This window comes from Streptomyces sp. NPDC057854, assembly GCF_042797055.1.
GTDB lineage: Bacteria > Actinomycetota > Actinomycetes > Streptomycetales > Streptomycetaceae > Streptomyces.
In genome coordinates this window covers 13482-32557 of record NZ_JBHVMF010000017.1, presented here as the reverse complement: position 1 = coordinate 32557, position 19076 = coordinate 13482, and the positions used below count along the sequence as shown (strand labels likewise).

The window sequence follows — 19076 nt, the reverse complement described above, 5'->3', positions numbered from 1 at the left end:
GCCCGGCCGGTCTCCTGGTGAGACGGGCCGGGGGCGCCGGGCCGCCGGTCAGACGGTGCGCAGCAGCACGGCGGGCTGTTCGACGCAGTCGGCGACGTACCGGAGGAAGCCGCCGGCCGTGCCGCCGTCGCAGACGCGGTGGTCGAAGGTGAGCGAGAGCTGCACCACCTGACGGACGGCCAGTTCGCCCTGGTGGACCCAGGGCTTGGGGATGATCCGGCCGACGCCGAGCATCGCCGCCTCGGGGTGGTTGACGATCGGCGTGGAGCCGTCGACCCCGAACACCCCGTAGTTGTTGAGGGTGAAGGTGCCGCCGGTGAGGTCGGCCGGGGTGAGGGTGCCCTGCCGGGCCGACTCGGTGAGCCGGGCGAACTCCTCGGTCAGCGACTCGGCGGTCCGCTTCCCGGCGTCCCTGACCACCGGGACGACGAGCCCGCGCGGGGTCTGCGCGGCGAAGCCGAGGTGCACGTCGGGCAGCCGGACGATCTCGCGGGCGGCCGTGTCCACGGTGGAGTTCAGCTCGGGGAAGCGGGCCAGCGCGTGGACGCAGATCCGGGCCAGGAGCGCGAGGAGCGAGATCTTCGGCCCGCCCGCCGCGTTCATCGCGGCCCGCGCGGCCATGAGCGCGGTGGCGTCGGCGTCCACCCAGCAGGTCGCGTCGGGGATCTCGGTGCGGCTGCGGGAGAGCTTGTCGGCGACGGCTCCGCGCAGCCCGCGCAGCGGGATCCGCTCGCCCGCGGCCGGTGCGGACGCGGCGGGTGCGGGGGCCGGCGCGACGGGCGTCTCGCGGGCGGTGAGGGCCCGCTCGACGTCGGCCCGCAGGATCAGGCCGTCGGGTCCCGAGCCGCGCACCTCGCGCAGGTCGAGGCCGCGGTCCCGGGCCAGCTTCCGCACCAGCGGGGAGATGACCGGCACCGGCCCGGCGGGCGCGGCAGCGGGGACCGGGGCGGCGGCCACGGGGGCCGCCGCGCGGGTGGGACCGGCCGTCGTGGTCGGCGTGGAAGAGACGACGGCCGGGGACTGGGGGCGGATCCGGCGCCGGCGGGCCGCGGGGCCGGCCGTGCCGTAGCCGACGAGGACGTTGCCGGAGTACTCGGAGGAGACGGCGTCCCCGGCGGCCGGTTCGGCCGCGGGCGCGTCGGCCGGTGCCGCGCCGTCCGCTCCGGAGGCGCCCACCGCGACCGTCAGGAGCGGCGCGCCGACGGGCAGTTCGGTGCCCTCGTCGCCGAAGCGGGCGGTGACCACGCCGCCGTACGGGCAGGGCACCTCGACCATCGCCTTGGCGGTCTCGACCTCGACGACGGGCTGGTCGACGGCGACGACGTCGCCGACGTCCACGAGCCAGCGGACGATCTCCGCCTCGGTGAGTCCTTCACCGAGGTCGGGCAGCTTGAACTCCAGGACCTGGGCCATCAGTTCCCCGCCTCCCACTGGAGCCGCGCGACGGCGTCCAGGACCCGGTCGACACCCGGCAGGTGGTGCCGCTCCAGCATCGGCGGCGGGTACGGGATGTCGAAGCCCGCGACCCGCAGCACCGGAGCCTCCAGGTGGTGGAAGCAGCGCTCGGTGATCCGGGCGGCGATCTCCGCGCCGGGGCCGGCGAAGCCGCCGGACTCGTGGACCACGACCGCGCGGCCGGTGCGCCGCACCGACGCGGCGACGGTCTCCTCGTCGAACGGCACGAGCGACCGGAGGTCCACGACCTCCAGGTCCCAGCCCTCGGCGGTGGCCGCCTCGGCGGCCTCCAGGCAGACCGGCAGGGACGGGCCGTAGGTGATGAGGGTGGCGCTGGTGCCGGGGCGTCGCACCACGGCCCTGCCGATGGGCTCCACGCGCGCGGGTGCCTCGGGCGACCAGTCGGACTTGGACCAGTAGAGCCGCTTGGGCTCCAGGAAGACGACCGGGTCGTCGGAGGCGATGGCCGCCCGCAGCAGCCCGTAGGCGTCCTCGACGGTCGCCGGGGTGACGACGTGCAGGCCGGGGGTGGCCATGTAGTAGATCTCGGAGGAGTCGCTGTGGTGCTCGACGCCGCCGATCCCGCCGCCGTACGGCACCCGGATGACCATCGGCATCGGCATCGCGCCGCGCGTCCGGTTCCGCATCTTCGCCACGTGCGAGACGAGCTGCTCGAACGCCGGGTAGGCGAACGCGTCGAACTGCATCTCGACCACCGGCCGCAGGCCGTACATGGCCATGCCGACGGCGGTGCCGAGGATGCCCGCCTCGGCGAGCGGCGTGTCCGTGCAGCGGTCCTCGCCGAACTCCTTGGCGAGCCCGTCGGTGACCCGGAAGACCCCGCCGAGGGTGCCGACGTCCTCGCCCATCACGTGGACGGTCGGGTCCTCGGCCATCGCGTCGCGCATGGCGCGCTGGAGCGCCTGCGCCATGGTGGCCGGCTTGGGCCGGCCGGCCGCCTTCGCGGCCGCCGCGCCGGTCGTCGCCGTCGTCATCGGCTCTCGTCCTCCGCTTCGAGTTCGGCCCGCAGCTGCGCCGCCTGCTCGCGCAGCTGCGCGGTCTGCTCGGCGTACACGTGCGTGAAGAGGTCCATCGGGTCGAGCACCGGGTCGGCGTTCATCCGCTCGCGCAGCTCCGCGGCCATCGTCTCGGCGGCCTCGGCCGCGGCGCGGCGGCCGTCCTCGTCGAGGAGGCCCCGCTCGGTCAGCTCCCGCTCCAGGAGCAGCACCGGGTCGTGCGCCCGCCAGGCCTCGACCTCGCCGTCCGCGCGGTAGCGGGTGGCGTCGTCGGCGTTGGTGTGGGCGTCGATCCGGTAGGTGATCGCCTCCACGAGGGTCGGTCCGCCGCCGCGCCGGGCGCGGGCGACGGCCTCGGTGAGGACCTGGTGGACGGCGACCGCGTCGTTGCCGTCGACCAGGCGGCCCGGCATGCCGTAGCCGACGGCCTTGTGGGCGAGCGAGGGGGCGGCGGTCTGCTTGGCCAGCGGCACGGAGATCGCGAAGCCGTTGTTCTGCACGAGGAAGACGACCGGCGCCTGCCAGACGGCGGCGAAGTTCAGCGCCTCGTGGAAGTCGCCCTCGCTGGTGCCGCCGTCGCCGACCATGGCGAGCGCGACCACGTCGTCGCCCTTGAGCCGGGCCGCGTGGGCGAGGCCCACGGCGTGCGGCAGCTGGGTGGCGAGCGGGGTGCACAGCGGGGCGACGCGGTGCTCGCGCGGGTCGTAGCCGGTGTGCCAGTCGCCGCGGAGCAGGGTGAGCGCCTGGACGGGGTCGAGGCCGCGGGCGACGGCCGCGAGGGTGTCCCGGTAGGACGGGAAGAGCCAGTCGCGCTCCTCCAGGGCGAGGGCGGCGGCGACCTCGCAGGCCTCCTGGCCGGTGGTGGACGGGTAGACCGCGAGCCGGCCCTGCTTGGTCAGGGCGGTCGCCTGGGCGTTGTACCGGCGCCCGCGGACCAGCTCCGCGTAGAGCCGGCGCAGCAGCGCGGGGTCGGCGTCGGCCACGGCGTCCGTGCCGAGCACGCGCAGCGGCTCGGTGTCGGGCAGCAGCGGGGCGGGATCGGTCCGCGGTCGCCAGGCCGGCGGCGGTGTGGGCCGGTAGGCCGTGTCGGCGAGCGGCTCCTGGACTGTCGAACTGCGCTGTTGCAACGAGTCCACCTCCTCGTGGGAGCGGGCATAAGACCCGAAGGCGGGTGGCGCGGATGTGGCGCGCCTCACCTACCGATTGTTCGGTCGTGGAGGCATTTTGGCTACAGGCACCTCCAGCCTGTGGACAAACGGTTCTCCACAGCCTGGGATAGGGACAGGTCGTCCACCGGAGAGAGGCGGGGGGACATGGCGGATGAACAAATGGCCGTCGCCCGGGGCGGGGCCCCGGACGACACGGCGGGGGACGCGGTGGGCGAGGTGCTGAGCGCGCCCCCGGACACGCCGGCGTACGCCGCCCCGGCACGCCCGCTGGACGCGATAGACCGGGACATCCTGCGACTGCTCCAGACGGACGGCCGCGCCTCGGTGCGCTCCGTCGCCGAGCGCGTCCACGTCTCCCGGGCCAACGCGTACGCCCGGATCAACCGGCTCATCGACGACGGCGTGATCCGGGGCTTCAGCGCCCGGGTCAACCACGAGCGGGCCGGCCACGGCGCCTCCGCCTACATCACGCTCAAGATCGTCCAGAACTCCTGGCGCACGGTCCGCGAACAGCTGAAGGCGCTCCCCGGCGCCGCGCACATCGCGCTGGTCAGCGGCGACTTCGACGTCCTGCTGCTGGTCCACACCCCGGACAACCGGACCCTGCGGGAGCTGGTCCTCACCCGCCTCCAGGCCATCCCGGAGGTGCTCTCCACCCGCACCCTCCTCGTCTTCGACGAGATGGACCTGAACGCCGACCCGAAGCCCTGACGGCCCCGCACGCGCGCGAGGGCCCCGGGAACGTCCCCGGGGCCCTCGCATACTCCTGCCGGCGCCTCAGCGGCCGGATCAGCGGCACCTAGCCGGAAGCGGCCGCACCGACCGCCCGCGGCCGGCCTCAGCGCGGCTTGCGCAGCCCGTCGAAGGCCAGGTGGGCGACGGTCTCGGCGAGCTGGTCGCGCTCCGCCTGGTCGGGATGCGGCCGGTACCACTCCACCAGCGAGTTGATCATGCCGAAAAGCAGTCGGGTCGCGAGCCGGATGTCCACGTCCGACCGCAGGTCGCCCTCGGCCGCCGCGGCCCCCAGCAGCTCGGCCACCCGGTGGTCGAACTCCCGGCGCCGCTCCATAGCCCACCGCTCCGTCGCGGTGTTGCCCCGCACCCGCAGCAGCAGCGTGACGTACGGCAGCTCCGCGATCAGCACCTCGACGGTCCGCCGGGTCACGTACTCGACCCGCTCCACCGCCCGGCCGCGCACCGCGCCCGGCTCGTCGAGGACCGCGAAGAGCCCGTCCAGCGCCCGGCTGACGGCCCGCCGCAGCAGCTCCTCCTTGCCGGACACGTGGTGGTAGATCGACGACTTGGAGATCCCGGCCGCCTTGGACAGGTGCTCCATGGACGTGCCGTCGTACCCGCGCTCGTTGAAGACCCGCACCGCGACCGAGAGCAGCGTCTCGGGGGTGTAGGTGTCGCGCCGTGCGGTGGTCATCGCGCCTCCTCGGCGTAGGCCCGGCGCGCGAGCCCGAGGCACGGCGCGTACCGGCCCGTCGGGTAGCGGTCGTGCAGTTCGTCCAGCAGCATCGCCGCCCGCCGGTACCCCAGCCGCGCGCCCCATTCCAGCGGGCCGGCAGGGTAGTTGACCCCGAGCCGCATCGCCGTGTCGATGTCCTCGGCGGTGGCGACGCCCCGGTCGACGGCGTCGGCGGCGAGGTCGACGAGCATCGCGACCGTCCGGGCCACGATCATGCCGGGCACGTCGCCGATGACGGACACCTTCTTGCCGAGCGCCTGGAAGAGCCCGACGGCCTCCGCGAGGGCGTCGGGGTCGGCCCCCTCCCGCGCGGAGAGCACGATCCGGCTCGCCGCCGCGTAGTCCAGGGCGAGATCGAAGTAGACGATCTCGTTCCGGTACGGGAAGGAGGCCTCGCCGTCCGCGAGGTGCAGCTCGGCCCCTCCCGGCAGCACGACCCGCCCGTCGCCCTCGCCCTCCTCGGCCTCCTGGCGTTCCACGCGGATCCCCGCGTCCGCGAAGAGCCCCACCAGCGCCCGGGCCGGCCCGAGGTCGCCGTGGACGGTGATCCGCTCCGGCGCCTTCGCGGGCGGCGCGGTGTGCGGCTCGGGCCGCTCGGCACCGTCCGCGTACGCGTACCAGCCGTGGCCCGACTTCCGGCCCAGCCGCCCCGACTCCACGAGCCGCCGCTGCGCCAGCGACGGCGTGAACTTCGGGTCCTGGAAGAAGGAGTCCCACACGGAGCGGGTCACGGCCTCGTTGACGTCCTGCCCGATCAGGTCGGTCAGCTCGAACGGGCCCATCCGGAAGCCGCCGCACTCGCGCAGCGCCGCGTCGATGGTGGCCGGGTCGGCGCCCCGCTCCTCGTACACGCGGAACGCCTCGGCGTAGAAGGGGCGGGCGATCCGGTTGACGATGAAGCCGGGGGTGTCGGCGCAGCGCACCGGCGTCTTGCCCCAGGCGAGGACCGTCCCGTACGCGCGCGTGGCGGCGGTCTCGTCGGTGGCGGCGCCACGGACGACCTCGACGAGGGGGAGCAGCGGCGCGGGGTTGAAGAAGTGCAGGCCGACGAAGCGGCCGGGCCGCCGCAGGCGCCCGGCGATGGCGGTGACGGAGAGCGAGGACGTGTTGGTGGCGAGGAGGGCGTCGTCGCCGACGGTCTCCTCCAGGTCGGCGAAGAGCCGCTGCTTGACCGCCAGGTCCTCGACAATCGCCTCGACGACGAGCGCCGCGTCGGCGAGGTCGGCCAGGTCCTCGCAGGCGTGCAGCCGCCCGGCGGCGGCCTCGCGGTCGGCGGCGGTCATCCGGCCCTTCTCGACCAGCCGGCCGAGGCGGGCGCCGATCGCGGCGACGGCCTCGGCGGCCCGGCCGGGCGCGCTGTCGTAGAGCCGTACGGGGTGGCCGGCGACCAGCGCGACCTGCGCGATCCCCTGGCCCATCGTGCCGGTGCCGACGACGGCGACCGTACGGCCCCGTCCGATGGCCTGGTCCATGGCGGCGCTCCCCCTGACGGTCCCGTTGGCACGCTTGTCCGCTTCGCTGCCGGCGCTCATAGGAGTGATCCTCCCCGATGGGTTTTCCACAGGATCGACGGACCCCCTTGTCCCGACCGATCGTTCGGTTACTCTAACTCCGTACGCGTCTCCCTGCCCAGCTCGACGAGGAGTTGGTCCACCCATGGCCACCGCCCAGCCGACCACCGACGTTCTGGCCGCGAAGCACCGGTCCACGCTCGATCAGGCCCTCGCCACCATCCGCAGCCGCGCCTACTGGTCGCCCTACCCGGAGCACCCGAAGGCGTACGGCGCGGACGGCTCGCTCGACGCCGCCGCCGGCCTCGCCGCCCACCAGGCGGTGCTGAACGGCCGCTTCGACCTCGACCAGCCCGGCACCGACGGCTGGACGGGCGGCGAGGTGTCGCCGTACGGCCCCGAGCTGGGCGTCGAGTACCCGCACGCGGACGTGGACGTGCTGCTGCCCGCGATGCGCGCCGGCCTGCCCGGCTGGCGCGACGCCGGTCCGGAGACGCGCGCCCTGGTCTGCCTGGAGATCCTGGCCCGGATCTCGGCCCGCACCCACGAGTTTGCCCACGCGGTCATGCACACCAGCGGCCAGGCGTTCATGATGGCGTTCCAGGCCGGCGGCCCGCACGCGCAGGACCGCGGCCTGGAGGCGGTGGCGTACGCGTACGAGGAGCAGACCCGCACCCCCGCCGGCCGGGCCGCCTGGTCCAAGCCGCAGGGCAAGCGGGACCCGCTGGAGCTGACCAAGGAGTTCACCCCCGTCGGCCGCGGCATCGCCCTGGTCATCGGCTGCAACACCTTCCCGACGTGGAACGGCTACCCGGGCCTGTTCGCGTCCCTCGCCACGGGCAACGCGGTCCTGGTGAAGCCCCACCCGCGCGCGGTGCTCCCGCTGGCGCTGACCGTGAAGATCGCCCGCGAGGTGCTCGCCGAGTCCGGCTTCGACCCGAACCTGGTGGCGCTGGCCGCCGAGCGCCCGGGCGAGGGCATCGCCAAGACCCTGGCCCTCCGCCCGGAGATCCGGATCATCGACTACACCGGCTCCACCGAGTTCGGCGACTGGCTGGAGGCCCACGCCCGGCAGGCGCAGGTCTACACGGAGAAGGCCGGCGTCAACACGATCCTGATCGACTCCACCGACGACTACCGGGGCATGCTGTCCAACCTGGCGTTCTCGCTGTCCCTGTACAGCGGCCAGATGTGCACCACCCCGCAGAACCTGCTGATCCCCCGCGACGGCATCACCACCGACCAGGGCCCCAAGTCGTACGACGAGGTGGTGGCCGACCTGGCCGGCGCGGTCGGCGGCCTGCTGGGCGACGACGCCCGGGCCAACGCCCTGCTCGGCGCCCTGGTCAACCCGGATGTGAAGGCCCGCCTGGAGGCCGCCGCCGACCTCGGCGAGGTCGCCCTGGCCTCCCGCGAGGTCGTCAACCCGGACTTCCCGGACGCGGTCGTCCGCACCCCGGTCATGGTGAAGCTGGACGGCTCCAAGCCGGACGCGGAGGCCGCGTACCTCTCCGAGTGCTTCGGCCCGGTCTCCTTCGCCGTCTCGGTGGAGTCCACCGCCGACGGCCTGGAGCTGCTGCGGCGCACGATCCGCGAGAAGGGCGCGATGACGGTCGGCGCGTACACGACGGACGCCGGCGTCGAGCGGGCCGTCGAGGAGGTCTGCCTGGAGGAGTCGGCGCAGCTCTCGCTGAACCTCACGGGCGGGGTGTACGTGAACCAGACGGCCGCGTTCTCCGACTTCCACGGCTCGGGCGGCAACCCGGCGGCGAACGCCGCGCTGTGCGACGGCGCCTTCGTCGCCCACCGCTTCCGCGTGGTCGAGGTGCGCCGCCAGGCGTGACCCGGCACCGGCCTCCGGCGTGCCGGTCCCCCTACTCGGGGGCCGGCACGTCGGCGTAGCGCTGGATCCAGGCGTGCATGGCGATCGCGGCGGCGGCGCCGGCGTTGATCGACCGGGTGGAGCCGAACTGCGCGATCGAGCAGACCGTCCGCACGTGGCGGCGGGCCTCCTCGGTCAGCCCGGGGCCCTCCTGGCCGAAGAGCAGCACGCAGCGGCGGGGCAGCACGGTCCGCTCCAGCGGCACCGAGCCCGGCAGGTTGTCGATGCCGATGATCGGCAGGTCCTCGGCCGCCGCCCAGGCGGTCAGCGCCTCCGTGTCGGGGTGGTGCCGGACGTGCTGGTAGCGGTCGGTGACCATGGCCCCGCGCCGGTTCCAGCGACGGCGCCCCACGATGTGGACCTCCTTCGCCAGAAAGGCGTTGGCCGTCCGCACCACCGACCCGATGTTGAAGTCGTGTCCCCAGTTCTCCACGGCCACGTGGAAGTCGTGCCGGCGGGTGTCCAGGTCGGCGACGATCGCCTCCCGGGTCCAGTACCGGTACGCGTCCACGACGTTGCGCCGGTCGCCCCCGGCCAGCAGTTCCCGGTCGTAGCGCGGGTCCTCGGGCCACGGCAGCGGGTGCGGGCCGACGCCGATCTCGGGGCCGTAGCCCTCGTCGTACTGCAGCGGCTCGGCGCCGTCCGGGACGGGGTTCTCTTCGGTGGTGCTCACCCGACGAGGGTACGGGGGGCGGTCTCGCCGCCCGTCTCCCCGCCGGACGGCCCCGCGCCGGGGTCCCCGGCGGCACGCTGCGGCGGCAGCTCCGGCGCGGCCTTCCGCCACGGCAGCCGGTCCCGGAGCCGGGCGGCGCGCGCCCCCAGCCACACCAGGAAGACGGTCGGCAGGAAGACGGCGTCGGCGGCGATCATCGCCAGGGAGAACGCGGGCAGGCCCAGCAGGACCGCGATCCCGGCGTGCTCCAGCATCATCACCACGAGCAGGACGTTCTTCACCTTGCGCTTGAACAGCGTGAAGGGGAAGGCGACCTGCACGATCACGGTGCCGTAGCTGAGCAGCATGACCATGATCCCGCTGGAGGCGAGCAGGTCGGAGAGGGCCGGCCAGGGCGTGAAGTAGTCGAGGTGCAGCGGGTAGAAGAGCGCGGTGCCGTCCTGCCAGCGCGAGCCCTGCACCTTGTACCAGCCGGCGGTGGCGTAGATCAGGCACACCTCGGCCATGAGGACCAGGAGCGTCGCGTTGTGGGCGAGGTTGGCGAGGACGTCCAGGAGGACGCGCGGCTCGCCCGGCGCGTACTGCTCCACCAGCCACCACAGGCCCTGGCCGAGCCAGAGCACCCACAGCAGCACGTACATCCACCACTCGCCGGTGAGCGGGCTGAACCAGGTCGCGGCGACCAGGAAGCCGCCGAGGACGACCCAGAGGACCGGGCCCGTGAGCTCCACCCGGCGGGCCGCCTCCTCGCCGCCGGCCGCCTTCCGGGCCGCCCGCCGGGCGTCCAGGGACCACACCTGGCCGCAGCGGGTCAGCGTGAGGTACAGCGAGACGAGGTGCACCACGTTGTCGCCGCCGTCGCCGAGGAAGACGGACCGGTTCTGCAGTGACAGCGCGCCGACCATGAAGACCACGGAGACGGCCCGGGTGTGCCAGCCGACGAGCAGCAGCGCCGCGGCCACCACGGCGAGCCCGTAGACCACCTCGAACCAGAGCCGCCCGTCCGACCACATCAGGACGGTGAAGGCGCGGTTGTCGGCGATCAGCCGGCGCGCCAGGTCGAAGGACCACGGCCCGTCGGGGCCGTACATCTCGTGCCGGTGCGGGAACTCGCGCAGCAGGAAGAAGAGCCAGGTCAGCGCGAAGCCGATGCGGACGATCGCGGTCTGGTACGGGCCCAGCGCGCGCGAGGTCACCGTCTGCACGGCCCCGGCGAGCCGGCGGTCGAAGGGCACGCGCGCGGGGGCCGCGGCCGGCGCGGGACGGGGGGCGGTCATCGGCTGGTCTCCGTACGGCTGCGGTCGGCGTCGGTGATCTGCCACCAGGGCATCACGCTGATCGAGGGCTCGGTGGAGCGCTTCTCGGTGCTCCAGTGCGGGGCCTGCACCGGGCGGGCCACGCGGCGGAGCTGGATCCGCTCCACCCGCCCGCCGACGTCCGCGCGCGCCCGGGGGCCCTCGATGCGCGGCAGCACGATCCGGCGCATGTACTCCTCCGACAGCCGGCCGCGCATCCCCTTCGGGCGGCCCTCGTCGTCGTGCGCGTTGCCGTACCAGTCGATCGCCCGGCGCAGCTGGTTCTGTTCGGTGTGGCTGGGGAAGACGCTGCCCCGCACGGCCTCGACGTCCTGCGCGGTGAGGTCGATCCAGCCGGTGGTCCGCCGGGCGCCCGACGCGTCGGCGACCTCGGCGCGGACCTCGACGGAGACGTTCTGCTGGAGCGGGTTGGGGGCGAACAGCTTCCAGTTCTGCTCGAACTCGGGGTAGATCCAGTCCTCGACGGCCTGCCCGTGCTGCTTGGTGATCGTGTTCGACGGCGCCACGTGCAGGAAGACCATGGCCAGGTGCAGGCAGGCGAAGACGGCCAGCGCGGCGAGCGCCACCGCCGCGACGACCTGGTACGGCAGCGACAGCGCCAGGATCCCCGCGGCCGGCCGCCGCTCCCCGCGGCCGTCGCCGGCGCCCACGACGCTCACGTCGCTCACGTCGCTCACGTCGCTCACGTCGCTCACGTCGATGTGCGCGCTCATCCCACCCCGATCCCGGGCTTCCCGACCCGATCCCGTCCCACCGGTGACCCGCTCGTCTGCGCCCCGAACGGAGCAGGCGGTTATCCACAGGGTTGACACCATACGGGCCGCCGACCCACCATTGAAGTCATTCAACCGAACGATCGGTCGGTAGGGGGTCCGATGACCGCAGGGACGGCAGGGACGGCAGTGACCGCGGAGGCGCCCGGCGCGGATGCCGCGGACGCGGCGGCACAGGCCGCCCGCGAGGCGGTGTTCGACGCCGCCGTCGCCGCGGACGAGCGCATCGAGCCGCGCGACTGGATGCCGGAGGCGTACCGCGCCTCGCTCATCCGCCAGATCGCACAGCACGCCCACTCCGAGATCATCGGCATGCAGCCCGAGGCGAACTGGATCACCCGCGCGCCCTCGCTGCGCCGCAAGGCCATCCTCATGGCCAAGGTCCAGGACGAGGCCGGCCACGGCCTGTACCTCTACAGCGCCGCCGAGACCCTCGGCGTCAGCCGCGACGAGCTCCTCGACAAGCTCCACACCGGCCGCCAGAAGTACTCCTCGATCTTCAACTACCCCACCCTCACCTGGGCCGACGTCGGCGCCATCGGCTGGCTGGTGGACGGCGCCGCCATCACCAACCAGGTCCCCCTCTGCCGCTGCTCCTACGGCCCGTACGCCCGGGCCATGGTCCGCGTCTGCAAGGAGGAGTCCTTCCACCAGCGCCAGGGGTACGAGGCCCTGCTCGCCCTCTCCCGGGGCACCGAGGCCCAGCACGCCATGGCCCAGGACGCCGTGGACCGCTGGTGGTGGCCGTCGCTCATGATGTTCGGCCCGCCCGACGACGTGTCGACCCACTCCACCCAGGCCATGGCCTGGAAGATCAAGCGGCACTCCAACGACGAACTGCGCCAGCGCTTCGTCGACATCGCCGCCCCGCAGGCGGAGGCCCTCGGCCTCACCCTCCCCGACCCCGACCTGAAGTGGAACGAGGAGCGCGGGCACTACGACTTCGGTCCCATCGACTGGGACGAGTTCTGGGACGTGCTCAAGGGCAACGGCCCCTGCAACGACCAGCGGATCACCAAGCGCCGCCAGGCCCACGAGGACGGCGCCTGGGTCAGAGAGGCCGCCGCGGCCTACGCGCGCAAGCACACCGGACAGCACGGGGAGGCACAGGCATGAGCAGCGACACGTGGCCCTTGTGGGAGGTGTTCGTGCGCTCCCGCCGAGGGCTCTCCCACACCCACGCCGGCAGCCTCCACGCCCCCGACGCCGAGATGGCGCTGCGCAACGCCCGGGACCTCTACACCCGCCGCATGGAGGGCGTCTCCCTCTGGGTCGTGCCCTCCGCCGCCATCACCGCCTCCTCCCCGGACGAGAAGGACCCCTTCTTCGAACCGGCCGCCGACAAGCCCTACCGGCACCCGACCTTCTACGAGATCCCGGAAGGGGTGAAGCACCTGTGACCGCCACCGGCACCCCGGCCGCCACGGACGCGGCCACCGCCCCGACCGCTCCGGCGCCCGCCGCGGACCCGGCCGTCACCGCCGCGGCCCTCGCCCTCGGCGACGACGCCCTCATCCTGGCCCAGCGTCTGGGGGAGTGGGCCGGCGGCGCCCCCGTCCTGGAGGAGGAGGTCGCCCTCGCCAACATCGCGCTCGACCTCCTCGGCCAGGCCCGCGTCCTGCTCTCCCTCGCCGGCGACGAGGACGAACTGGCCTTCCTCCGCGAGGAGCGCGCCTTCCGCAACGTCCAGCTGGTCGAGCAGCCCAACGGCGACTTCGCCCACACCATCGCCCGCCAGCTCTACTTCTCCACCTACCAGCGGCTGCTCTACGCCGCTCTCGCAGCCGGCGACGGCCCGCTGGCCGGGCTCGCCGCCAAGGCCGTCAAGGAAGTCGCCTACCACCAGGACCACGCCGAACACTGGACCCTCCGCCTCGGCGACGGCACCGAGGAGAGCCACCGCCGCATGCAGACGGCCTGCGACGCCCTCTGGCGGTACACCGGCGAACTCTTCCAGCCCCTCGACGGCCTCGGCACCGACCCCGCCGCCCTCGAAGCGGCCTGGCTCGACTCCGTCACCGCGGTCCTCACCCGCGCCGGCCTCACCGTGCCCACCGGCTCCCGCACCGGTGCCTGGCGCGCCGGAGCCGGCCGCCAGGGCCTCCACACCGAGCACTTCGGCCGGATGCTCGCCGAGATGCAGCACCTGCACCGCAGCCACCCGGGGGCAACATGGTGACCGCCACCACCACCCCGCTCGAAGCGGAGCTGGCCCGGATCGCCGGCGCCGTCCCCGACCCCGAGCTGCCCGTCCTCACCCTCGCCGAACTCGGCGTTCTCCGCGGCGTCCACGTCACCGGCCCCGGCCGCGTCGAGGTCGCCCTCACCCCCACCTACACCGGCTGCCCCGCCGTGGAGACGATGTCCACCGACATCGAGCACGCCCTTCACGCGCACGGCGTCCCCGAGGTCACCGTCATCACCGTCCTCGCCCCCGCCTGGTCCACCGACGACATCACCGAGGAAGGCCGCCGCAAGCTGGCCGAGTTCGGCATCGCCCCGCCCCGCCCCCAGGGCCCGGCCGGCGGGCCCGTCGCCGTCACCCTCGCCATCCGCTGCCCCCACTGCGGATCCACCGACACCGAACTCCTCAGCCGCTTCTCCTCCACCGCCTGCAAGGCCCTGCGCCGCTGCGCCGCCTGCCGCGAACCCTTCGACCACTTCAAGGAGCTGTAGATGTTCCATCCGCTCCCGGTCAGCCGGGTCGAGCGGCTCACCGACGACTCCGTGGCCGTCACCTTCGCAGTCCCCGAAGCCCTCCACGAGACCTTCCGGCACCGCCCCGGCCAGCACCTCGCGCTGCGCCGCACCGACGAGTCCGGCCAGGAGATCCGCCGCACCTACTCGATCTGCTCCCCCGCCGCCCCGGCCGGCGAGCGGCCCGAACTCCGCGTCGGCATCCGCCTGGTCGACGGCGGCGCCTTCTCCACCTGGGCCCTCAAGGAACTCGCCCCCGGCCACACCGTCGACGTGATGGCCCCCACCGGCCGGTTCGTCCTCGACCCGCGCCCCGGGCACTTCGCCGCCGTCGCCGGCGGCAGCGGCATCACCCCGGTGCTCTCCATGGCCGCGACCCTCCTCGACCGCGAGCCCGGCGCCCGGTTCTGCCTGATCCGCAGCGACCGCACCGCCGCCTCCACCATGTTCCTGGACGAGGTGGCCGACCTGAAGGACCGTCACCCCGAGCGGTTCCAGCTCGTCACCGTCCTCTCCCGCGAGGAGCAGCAGGCCGGACTCCCCTCCGGCCGCCTCGACGAGGACCGGCTCACCGCCCTCCTGCCGGCCCTGCTGCCGGTCGCCGCCGTCGACGGCTGGTTCCTCTGCGGCCCCTACGGCCTCGTCCAGGGCGCCGAGCGGGCCCTGCGCGGCCTCGGCGTCGACCGCGCCCGCGTCCACCAGGAGATCTTCCACGTCGACGACGGTTCGGGCCCCGCACCCGTCCCCACCGCCGACACCCCCGCGCACGCCACGCTCACGGCCACGCTCCACGGCCGCTCCGGCACCTGGCCCGTCGAGCGCGGCGAGAGCCTCCTCGACACCGTGCTCCGCGCCCGCTCCGACGCCCCCTACGCCTGCAAGGGCGGCGTCTGCGGCACCTGCCGCGCCTTCGTCGTCGGCGGCGAGGTCCGCATGGACCGCAACTTCGCCCTCGAACCGGAGGAGACCGACGCCGGCTACGTCCTGGCCTGCCAGTCCCACCCCGCCACCCCGGACGTGGAGCTGGACTTCGACCGCTGAGGCCATTCCCTTCCGCTAGAACCTGTTCTATCTTGACGGCCCGTCAGATGCTCGCGCGCTGACGGGCCGCCGGGACGGCGCCGGACGCCACGGACGCGACGCACGCAACGCACGCGACGGAGGGACAGGGCCATGGACTTCACGTTCACCGAAGAGCAGCAGGCGGCCGCGGAGACGGCCCGCGCCGTCTTCGCCGATGTCGCCCCCGACGCCGTACCGAGCCCCGCCCTCACCCCGACGGCCGTCGCCGACGACCTCGACCGCCCCCTGTGGCGGCGCCTCGCCGCCACCGACCTCCTCGGGCTCCTCGTCGCCCCCGAGCACGGCGGTACGGGCCTGGACCCGATCGCCCTCTGCCTCGTCCTGCGCGAGTCCGCCCGCGTCCTGGCCCGCGTCCCGCTGCTGGAGACCACCGCCGTCACGCACGTCGTCCAGCACCACGCCCCGGCCGCGACCGCCGCCGCCCTGCTGCCCGAAGCGATCGCCGGGCGCCTGGTCCTCACCGCCGCCGCCCACGGCGCCACCGGTCACGAACCGGCCGAACGGGCCGTCACCGCCCGCCGCGACGGCGCCCACTGGATCCTCGACGGCACCACCGACCACGTCCCCTGGGCGCACCACGCCGACCTGACCGCCGTCCCCGCCCGCACCCCCGACGGCGGCTCCGTCCTCGCGCTGGTCCCGCGCGACCACCCGGGGCTCGCCCTCGACGCCCAGTACGGCACCCACGGCGAACGTCTCGCCCGGCTCCGGCTCGACGCCGTCCGCCTCCCCGCCGACCGGGTCCTCGACTCCCCCGGCGCCTGGCCCGCGCTGCGCGCCCTGCTCACCACCGGCACCTGCGCGCTCGCCCTCGGCCTGGGCGAACAGGTCCTCACCATGACGAGCCAGTACACCGGCAAACGCGAGCAGTTCGGCCACCCCGTGGCCACCTTCCAGGCCGTCGCCGTCCAGGCCGCCGACCGCTACATCGACCTCCGCGCCATGGAGGCCACCCTCTGGCAGGCCGCCTGGCGCGTCTCCACCGGCGCCGACGCGGCCCTGCCCGCCGAGGCCGACCTCGCCGTCGCCAAGATCTGGGCCGCCGAGGGCGTCCGCCGGGTCGTCCAGACCGCCCAGCACCTGCACGGCGGCTTCGGCGCCGACACCGACTACCCGCTCCACCGCTACCACGCCTGGGCGAAGTACCTGGAGTTGTCCCTCGGACCGGCCGCCGCCCACGAGGAGACCCTGGGCGACCTCATCGCCGCCCATCCCCTGGACTGACCCCTACGGCACGCCTCGGCTCAGGCGACGTACCCGGGCCCGCTGTCCGACACCACGGGACGCCCGGCGCTCTCCCACGCCACCATCCCGCCGTCCACGTTCACCGCGTCGTACCCCTGCTGCACCAGGTACTGGGTGACCTGCGCCGACCGGCCGCCCACCCGGCACATCACATAGGCCCGCCCGTGCTCGGCCAGCTTCTCGCCGACCTCCGCGAACCGCGCCACGAAGTCGCTCATCGGCACGTGCAGCGCGCCCTCGACCCGGCCGGCCGCCCACTCGTCGTCCTCGCGCACGTCCAGCACCAGGGCATCGGCGGGCACGGACGCGGCGGGCACCGACGGCAACGGGGCGAAACTCATGGCACTGACCTTCTCTCGTGTACGGCGGAACCGCCTCGACCTGGGAAAACCTACTGCACCAGCGTGGCCAGCTCGGCCTCACGCTCGGACACCTGGCCGCGCAGCTGCTCGGCGATCTCGTCGAGCAGCCGGTCCGGGTCCTCGGGCGCCAGCCGCAGCATCGACCCGATCGCGCTCTCCTCCAGCTCCCGCGCCAGCGCCGACAGCAGGTCCTTGCGCTGCGCCAGCCACTCCAGCCGCGCGTACAGCTCCTCGCTCTCGCTCAGCCGCCCCTCGGCCGGCACCGGTCCGGCCTCCCACTCGTCGGCGAGCTCCCGCAGCAGCTCCTCGTCGCCCCGCGCGTAGGCGGCGTTCACCCGGGTGATGAACTCCTCCCGCCGCTTCCGCTCGTCCTCCTCACGGGCCAGGTCGGGGTGGGCCTTCCGCGCCAGCTCCCGGTAGAGCCGGCGCACCTCCTCGCTGGGCCGCACCCGCTGCGGCGGCCGCACCGGCCGCTCGGTCAGCATCGCGGCGGCCTCGGGGGAGAGCCCGTCGGAGTCGAGCCAGTCGTCGAACAGCGCCTCGACGCCCGGCAGCGGCTGCACCGCGGCCCGCGCCTCCCGCGCCCGGCGCAGGTCCTCGGGGTCGCCGGTCCGCGCCGCCTTGGCCTCCGCGATCGCCGCGTCCAGCTCGTCGAGCCGCGCGTACATCGGCCCCAGCTTCTGGTGGTGCAGCCGCGAGAAGTTCTCCACCTCGACCCGGAAGGTCTCCACGGCGATCTCGAACTCGATCAACGCCTGCTCGGCCACCCGAACAGCCCGCTCCAACCGGGCCTCGGCCCGCTGGTCCTCGCTCACGTTCCCGCCCGCCCACGTCCTCGTTCCGGCCCGACCCCTCCAGCGTAGGTCCTCAGACGCCCAGCTCCGCCGCCATGCGCCCGGTGCGGATCGCCGCGAGCAGGTCGGCGTGGTCCTGGGTGGTCCGGTCGGCGTAGGTGACCGCGAAGGCGGCGACGGCCTCGTCGAACTCCTCGTTCTTGCCGCAGTAGCCGGCTATCAGGCGCGGGTCGGCGCTGTGGGCGTGGGCGCGGGCGAGGAGCGCGCCGGTCATGCGGCCGTAGTCGTCGAGCTGGTCGGCGGTGAGCGCGGCGGGGTCGACGCTGCCCTTGCGGTTGCGGAACTGGCGCACCTGGAAGGGGCGCCCCTCGACGGTGGTCCAGCCGAGCAGGATGTCGCTGACGACCTGCATGCGCTTCTGCCCGAGGACGACGCGGCGGCCCTCGTGGCCGGCGTCGGGGACGGCGAACCCGGCGGCGGGCAGGTGGGGCAGGAGCGCGGACGGCCGGGCCTCCTTCACCTGGAGGACGAGCGGTTCGCCGCGGTGGTCGAGGAGCAGGACGACGTAGGAGCGGGTGCCGACGCTGCCGGTGCCGACGACCCGGAAGGCGACGTCGTGGACGGCGTACCGCGCGAGGAGCGGGCGGCGGTCCTCGGAGACGGTCTCCAGGTAGTCGCCGAGGGCGGCGGTGACGGCGGCGGCCTCGGCGTCCGGCACCCGGCGCAGGACGGGGGGCGCGTCGACGAAGCGGCGTCCGCCGCCGTCCGTCTCGGCGACGGCCTCGGTGGAGCGGGCGGCGAACCGGGCGCTGGTGTTGTTGCGCGCCTTGGCGGAGACGCGCTCCAGGGTGCCGAGGAGGTCGCGGGCGTCGGTGTGGGAGACCAGCTCCTCGTCGGGTATCGCGTTCCAGGCGTCGTGGGCGGGGAGCCGGGCGAGGAGGCGCATGGTGCGCCGGTAGGCGCCGACGGTGTCGAAGGCGGCGGCCCGGCAGGTGTCCTCGTCCGCGCCGACCACCCGGCCGGCGAGGACGAGGGAGGTGGCGAGCCGTTTGACGTCCCATTCCCAGGGCCCGGCGACCGTCTCGTCGAAGTCGTTGAGGTCCATCACGAGCCGGCCGCGGGCGTCCCCGTAGAGGCCGAAGTTGGCGGCGTGGGCGTCGCCGCACAGCTGGGCGGCGATGCCGGTGACGGGGGTGCCGACCAGGTCGTGGGCCATGAGGCCGGCGGAGCCGCGGAGGAACGCGAAGGGGTTGGCGGCCATCCGGCCGACGCGGATGGGGGTGAGTTCGGGGACGCGGCCCCGGCTCGACTCCTCGACGGCGCGGACGGCGTCGGGGCGCCCGGCGGGGAGGGTGAGCCGCGCGTGGGAGGAGCGGGGGACGGCGGTCCGCAGCTGCTTCCCGCGCGTCCTGGGGGAGTGCTCCGTGGCGCCGCCGCGCCGTGCGAATCCGGGCACGTGCGGGATGCGCTCCGCGCCCGTGTCTCCGCGCTGTCCTGGCACGACGGCCTGGATCTCGCCCATGGGACGACCTCCCCCGATGACTGGTCCGGCCGGTGCCGGTGACTTCCGGGCCTGACGGTACAGCCGCTCTTGATCGCCCGTCTCCCCCTGTGGACAACGGCCTGTGG

At 74.2% G+C, this 19076-nt stretch carries 19 protein-coding genes; 8 read left to right on the top strand and 11 right to left on the bottom strand.

Annotated features, from left to right (window positions below):
- Positions 1 to 48 precede the first annotated feature (48 nt).
- From ACFVQZ_RS23715 to pdhA, 3 genes are read right to left on the bottom strand one after another with little or no spacing between them, the layout of a single operon-like run.
- Positions 49 to 1413 (bottom strand): dihydrolipoamide acetyltransferase family protein, encoded by a 1365-nt coding sequence (locus ACFVQZ_RS23715; protein ID WP_383625743.1) that lies wholly within the window; start codon positions 1411 to 1413, stop codon positions 49 to 51.
- Positions 1413 to 2450: an alpha-ketoacid dehydrogenase subunit beta gene (locus ACFVQZ_RS23710; protein ID WP_030493710.1), complete on the bottom strand. Its 1038-nt coding sequence runs from the start codon at positions 2448 to 2450 to the stop codon at positions 1413 to 1415. The genes ACFVQZ_RS23715 and ACFVQZ_RS23710 overlap by 1 nt, the downstream gene beginning before the upstream one ends.
- The gene (pdhA, locus tag ACFVQZ_RS23705; RefSeq protein ID WP_383625740.1) at positions 2447 to 3598 is read right to left on the bottom strand and encodes a pyruvate dehydrogenase (acetyl-transferring) E1 component subunit alpha; all 1152 of its coding nucleotides are present in this window, start codon (positions 3596 to 3598) and stop codon (positions 2447 to 2449) included. Before pdhA ends, ACFVQZ_RS23710 begins: the two co-directional genes overlap by 4 nt.
- A gap of 186 nt (positions 3599 to 3784) precedes the next feature.
- On the opposite strand from pdhA, the gene ACFVQZ_RS23700 reads away from it, so the two are divergent.
- Complete coding sequence (locus ACFVQZ_RS23700; protein ID WP_383625737.1) at positions 3785 to 4351, top strand: Lrp/AsnC family transcriptional regulator; 567 nt, start codon at positions 3785 to 3787, stop codon at positions 4349 to 4351.
- A gap of 127 nt (positions 4352 to 4478) precedes the next feature.
- On the opposite strand, the gene ACFVQZ_RS23695 is transcribed toward ACFVQZ_RS23700, so the two are convergent.
- Positions 4479 to 5069, bottom strand: coding sequence for a TetR/AcrR family transcriptional regulator (locus tag ACFVQZ_RS23695; protein WP_030493713.1), 591 nt, complete (start codon positions 5067 to 5069; stop codon positions 4479 to 4481).
- A complete protein-coding gene (locus tag ACFVQZ_RS23690; protein ID WP_030493714.1) occupies positions 5066 to 6583 on the bottom strand; it encodes a 3-hydroxyacyl-CoA dehydrogenase in 1518 nt (505 codons plus the stop codon). Before ACFVQZ_RS23690 ends, ACFVQZ_RS23695 begins: the two co-directional genes overlap by 4 nt.
- Before the next feature lie 184 nt (positions 6584 to 6767).
- Between ACFVQZ_RS23690 and paaN the strand changes: the two genes are divergently transcribed.
- Positions 6768 to 8465, top strand: coding sequence for a phenylacetic acid degradation protein PaaN (paaN, locus tag ACFVQZ_RS23685; RefSeq protein WP_383625733.1), 1698 nt, complete (start codon positions 6768 to 6770; stop codon positions 8463 to 8465).
- A 31-nt stretch (positions 8466 to 8496) separates the two neighbouring features.
- Here the strand turns inward: paaN and ACFVQZ_RS23680 are convergent, their stop codons facing one another.
- Genes ACFVQZ_RS23680 through ACFVQZ_RS23670 form a run of 3 tightly spaced genes read right to left on the bottom strand, consistent with a single transcriptional unit; the run spans position 8497 to position 11206 of the window.
- Positions 8497 to 9177: a TrmH family RNA methyltransferase gene (locus tag ACFVQZ_RS23680; protein WP_051787639.1), complete on the bottom strand. Its 681-nt coding sequence runs from the start codon at positions 9175 to 9177 to the stop codon at positions 8497 to 8499.
- Positions 9174 to 10454, bottom strand: a complete 1281-nt coding sequence (locus ACFVQZ_RS23675) for an HTTM domain-containing protein (protein ID WP_383625729.1) — start codon at positions 10452 to 10454, stop codon at positions 9174 to 9176. Before ACFVQZ_RS23675 ends, ACFVQZ_RS23680 begins: the two co-directional genes overlap by 4 nt.
- Positions 10451 to 11206, bottom strand: a complete 756-nt coding sequence (locus tag ACFVQZ_RS23670) for a DUF5819 family protein (protein WP_383625726.1) — start codon at positions 11204 to 11206, stop codon at positions 10451 to 10453. The genes ACFVQZ_RS23675 and ACFVQZ_RS23670 overlap by 4 nt, the downstream gene beginning before the upstream one ends.
- A 162-nt stretch (positions 11207 to 11368) precedes the next feature.
- Here ACFVQZ_RS23670 and paaA point away from each other — a divergent pair, with 162 nt between their 5' ends.
- The 6 genes from paaA (at position 11369) to ACFVQZ_RS23640 (ending at position 16270) form a co-directional block, all read left to right on the top strand.
- Complete coding sequence (paaA, locus tag ACFVQZ_RS23665; protein ID WP_030493719.1) at positions 11369 to 12382, top strand: 1,2-phenylacetyl-CoA epoxidase subunit PaaA; 1014 nt, start codon at positions 11369 to 11371, stop codon at positions 12380 to 12382.
- Complete coding sequence (gene paaB / locus ACFVQZ_RS23660) at positions 12379 to 12666, top strand: 1,2-phenylacetyl-CoA epoxidase subunit PaaB (RefSeq protein ID WP_030493720.1); 288 nt, start codon at positions 12379 to 12381, stop codon at positions 12664 to 12666. The genes paaA and paaB overlap by 4 nt, the downstream gene beginning before the upstream one ends.
- Positions 12663 to 13445, top strand: coding sequence for a 1,2-phenylacetyl-CoA epoxidase subunit PaaC (paaC, locus tag ACFVQZ_RS23655; protein ID WP_383625722.1), 783 nt, complete (start codon positions 12663 to 12665; stop codon positions 13443 to 13445). Before paaB ends, paaC begins: the two co-directional genes overlap by 4 nt.
- A complete protein-coding gene (gene paaD, locus ACFVQZ_RS23650; RefSeq protein WP_383625718.1) occupies positions 13439 to 13942 on the top strand; it encodes a 1,2-phenylacetyl-CoA epoxidase subunit PaaD in 504 nt (167 codons plus the stop codon). Before paaC ends, paaD begins: the two co-directional genes overlap by 7 nt.
- Positions 13943 to 15004 (top strand): 2Fe-2S iron-sulfur cluster-binding protein, encoded by a 1062-nt coding sequence (locus ACFVQZ_RS23645; RefSeq protein WP_383625715.1) that lies wholly within the window; start codon positions 13943 to 13945, stop codon positions 15002 to 15004.
- Between the two features lie 132 nt (positions 15005 to 15136).
- Positions 15137 to 16270, top strand: coding sequence for an acyl-CoA dehydrogenase family protein (locus ACFVQZ_RS23640; RefSeq protein WP_383625712.1), 1134 nt, complete (start codon positions 15137 to 15139; stop codon positions 16268 to 16270).
- A 20-nt stretch (positions 16271 to 16290) separates the two neighbouring features.
- Here ACFVQZ_RS23640 and ACFVQZ_RS23635 read toward each other — a convergent pair whose 3' ends face one another.
- Genes ACFVQZ_RS23635 through ACFVQZ_RS23625 form a run of 3 tightly spaced genes read right to left on the bottom strand, consistent with a single transcriptional unit; the run spans position 16291 to position 18969 of the window.
- Positions 16291 to 16632: a rhodanese-like domain-containing protein gene (locus ACFVQZ_RS23635; protein WP_030493725.1), complete on the bottom strand. Its 342-nt coding sequence runs from the start codon at positions 16630 to 16632 to the stop codon at positions 16291 to 16293.
- Between the two features lie 50 nt (positions 16633 to 16682).
- Positions 16683 to 17468, bottom strand: coding sequence for a hypothetical protein (locus ACFVQZ_RS23630; RefSeq protein WP_383625707.1), 786 nt, complete (start codon positions 17466 to 17468; stop codon positions 16683 to 16685).
- Positions 17469 to 17520: 52 nt separating this feature from the next.
- The gene (locus ACFVQZ_RS23625; RefSeq protein ID WP_030493727.1) at positions 17521 to 18969 is read right to left on the bottom strand and encodes a DUF2252 domain-containing protein; all 1449 of its coding nucleotides are present in this window, start codon (positions 18967 to 18969) and stop codon (positions 17521 to 17523) included.
- Positions 18970 to 19076 lie beyond the last annotated feature (107 nt).

Coding starts and splice junctions, on each gene's coding strand:
- ACFVQZ_RS23700 (WP_383625737.1), top strand. CDS start 3,785: ATGGCGGATGAACAAATGGCCGTCGCCCGGGGCGGGGCCCCGGACGAC.
- ACFVQZ_RS23675 (WP_383625729.1), bottom strand. CDS start 10,454: ATGACCGCCCCCCGTCCCGCGCCGGCCGCGGCCCCCGCGCGCGTGCCC.
- paaB (WP_030493720.1), top strand. CDS start 12,379: ATGAGCAGCGACACGTGGCCCTTGTGGGAGGTGTTCGTGCGCTCCCGC.
- paaN (WP_383625733.1), top strand. CDS start 6,768: ATGGCCACCGCCCAGCCGACCACCGACGTTCTGGCCGCGAAGCACCGG.
- ACFVQZ_RS23715 (WP_383625743.1), bottom strand. CDS start 1,413: ATGGCCCAGGTCCTGGAGTTCAAGCTGCCCGACCTCGGTGAAGGACTC.
- ACFVQZ_RS23635 (WP_030493725.1), bottom strand. CDS start 16,632: ATGAGTTTCGCCCCGTTGCCGTCGGTGCCCGCCGCGTCCGTGCCCGCC.
- ACFVQZ_RS23640 (WP_383625712.1), top strand. CDS start 15,137: ATGGACTTCACGTTCACCGAAGAGCAGCAGGCGGCCGCGGAGACGGCC.
- ACFVQZ_RS23710 (WP_030493710.1), bottom strand. CDS start 2,450: ATGACGACGGCGACGACCGGCGCGGCGGCCGCGAAGGCGGCCGGCCGG.
- paaA (WP_030493719.1), top strand. CDS start 11,369: ATGACCGCAGGGACGGCAGGGACGGCAGTGACCGCGGAGGCGCCCGGC.
- ACFVQZ_RS23690 (WP_030493714.1), bottom strand. CDS start 6,583: ATGGACCAGGCCATCGGACGGGGCCGTACGGTCGCCGTCGTCGGCACC.
- ACFVQZ_RS23670 (WP_383625726.1), bottom strand. CDS start 11,206: ATGAGCGCGCACATCGACGTGAGCGACGTGAGCGACGTGAGCGACGTG.
- ACFVQZ_RS23695 (WP_030493713.1), bottom strand. CDS start 5,069: ATGACCACCGCACGGCGCGACACCTACACCCCCGAGACGCTGCTCTCG.
- paaD (WP_383625718.1), top strand. CDS start 13,439: ATGGTGACCGCCACCACCACCCCGCTCGAAGCGGAGCTGGCCCGGATC.
- ACFVQZ_RS23645 (WP_383625715.1), top strand. CDS start 13,943: ATGTTCCATCCGCTCCCGGTCAGCCGGGTCGAGCGGCTCACCGACGAC.
- ACFVQZ_RS23625 (WP_030493727.1), bottom strand. CDS start 18,969: ATGGGCGAGATCCAGGCCGTCGTGCCAGGACAGCGCGGAGACACGGGC.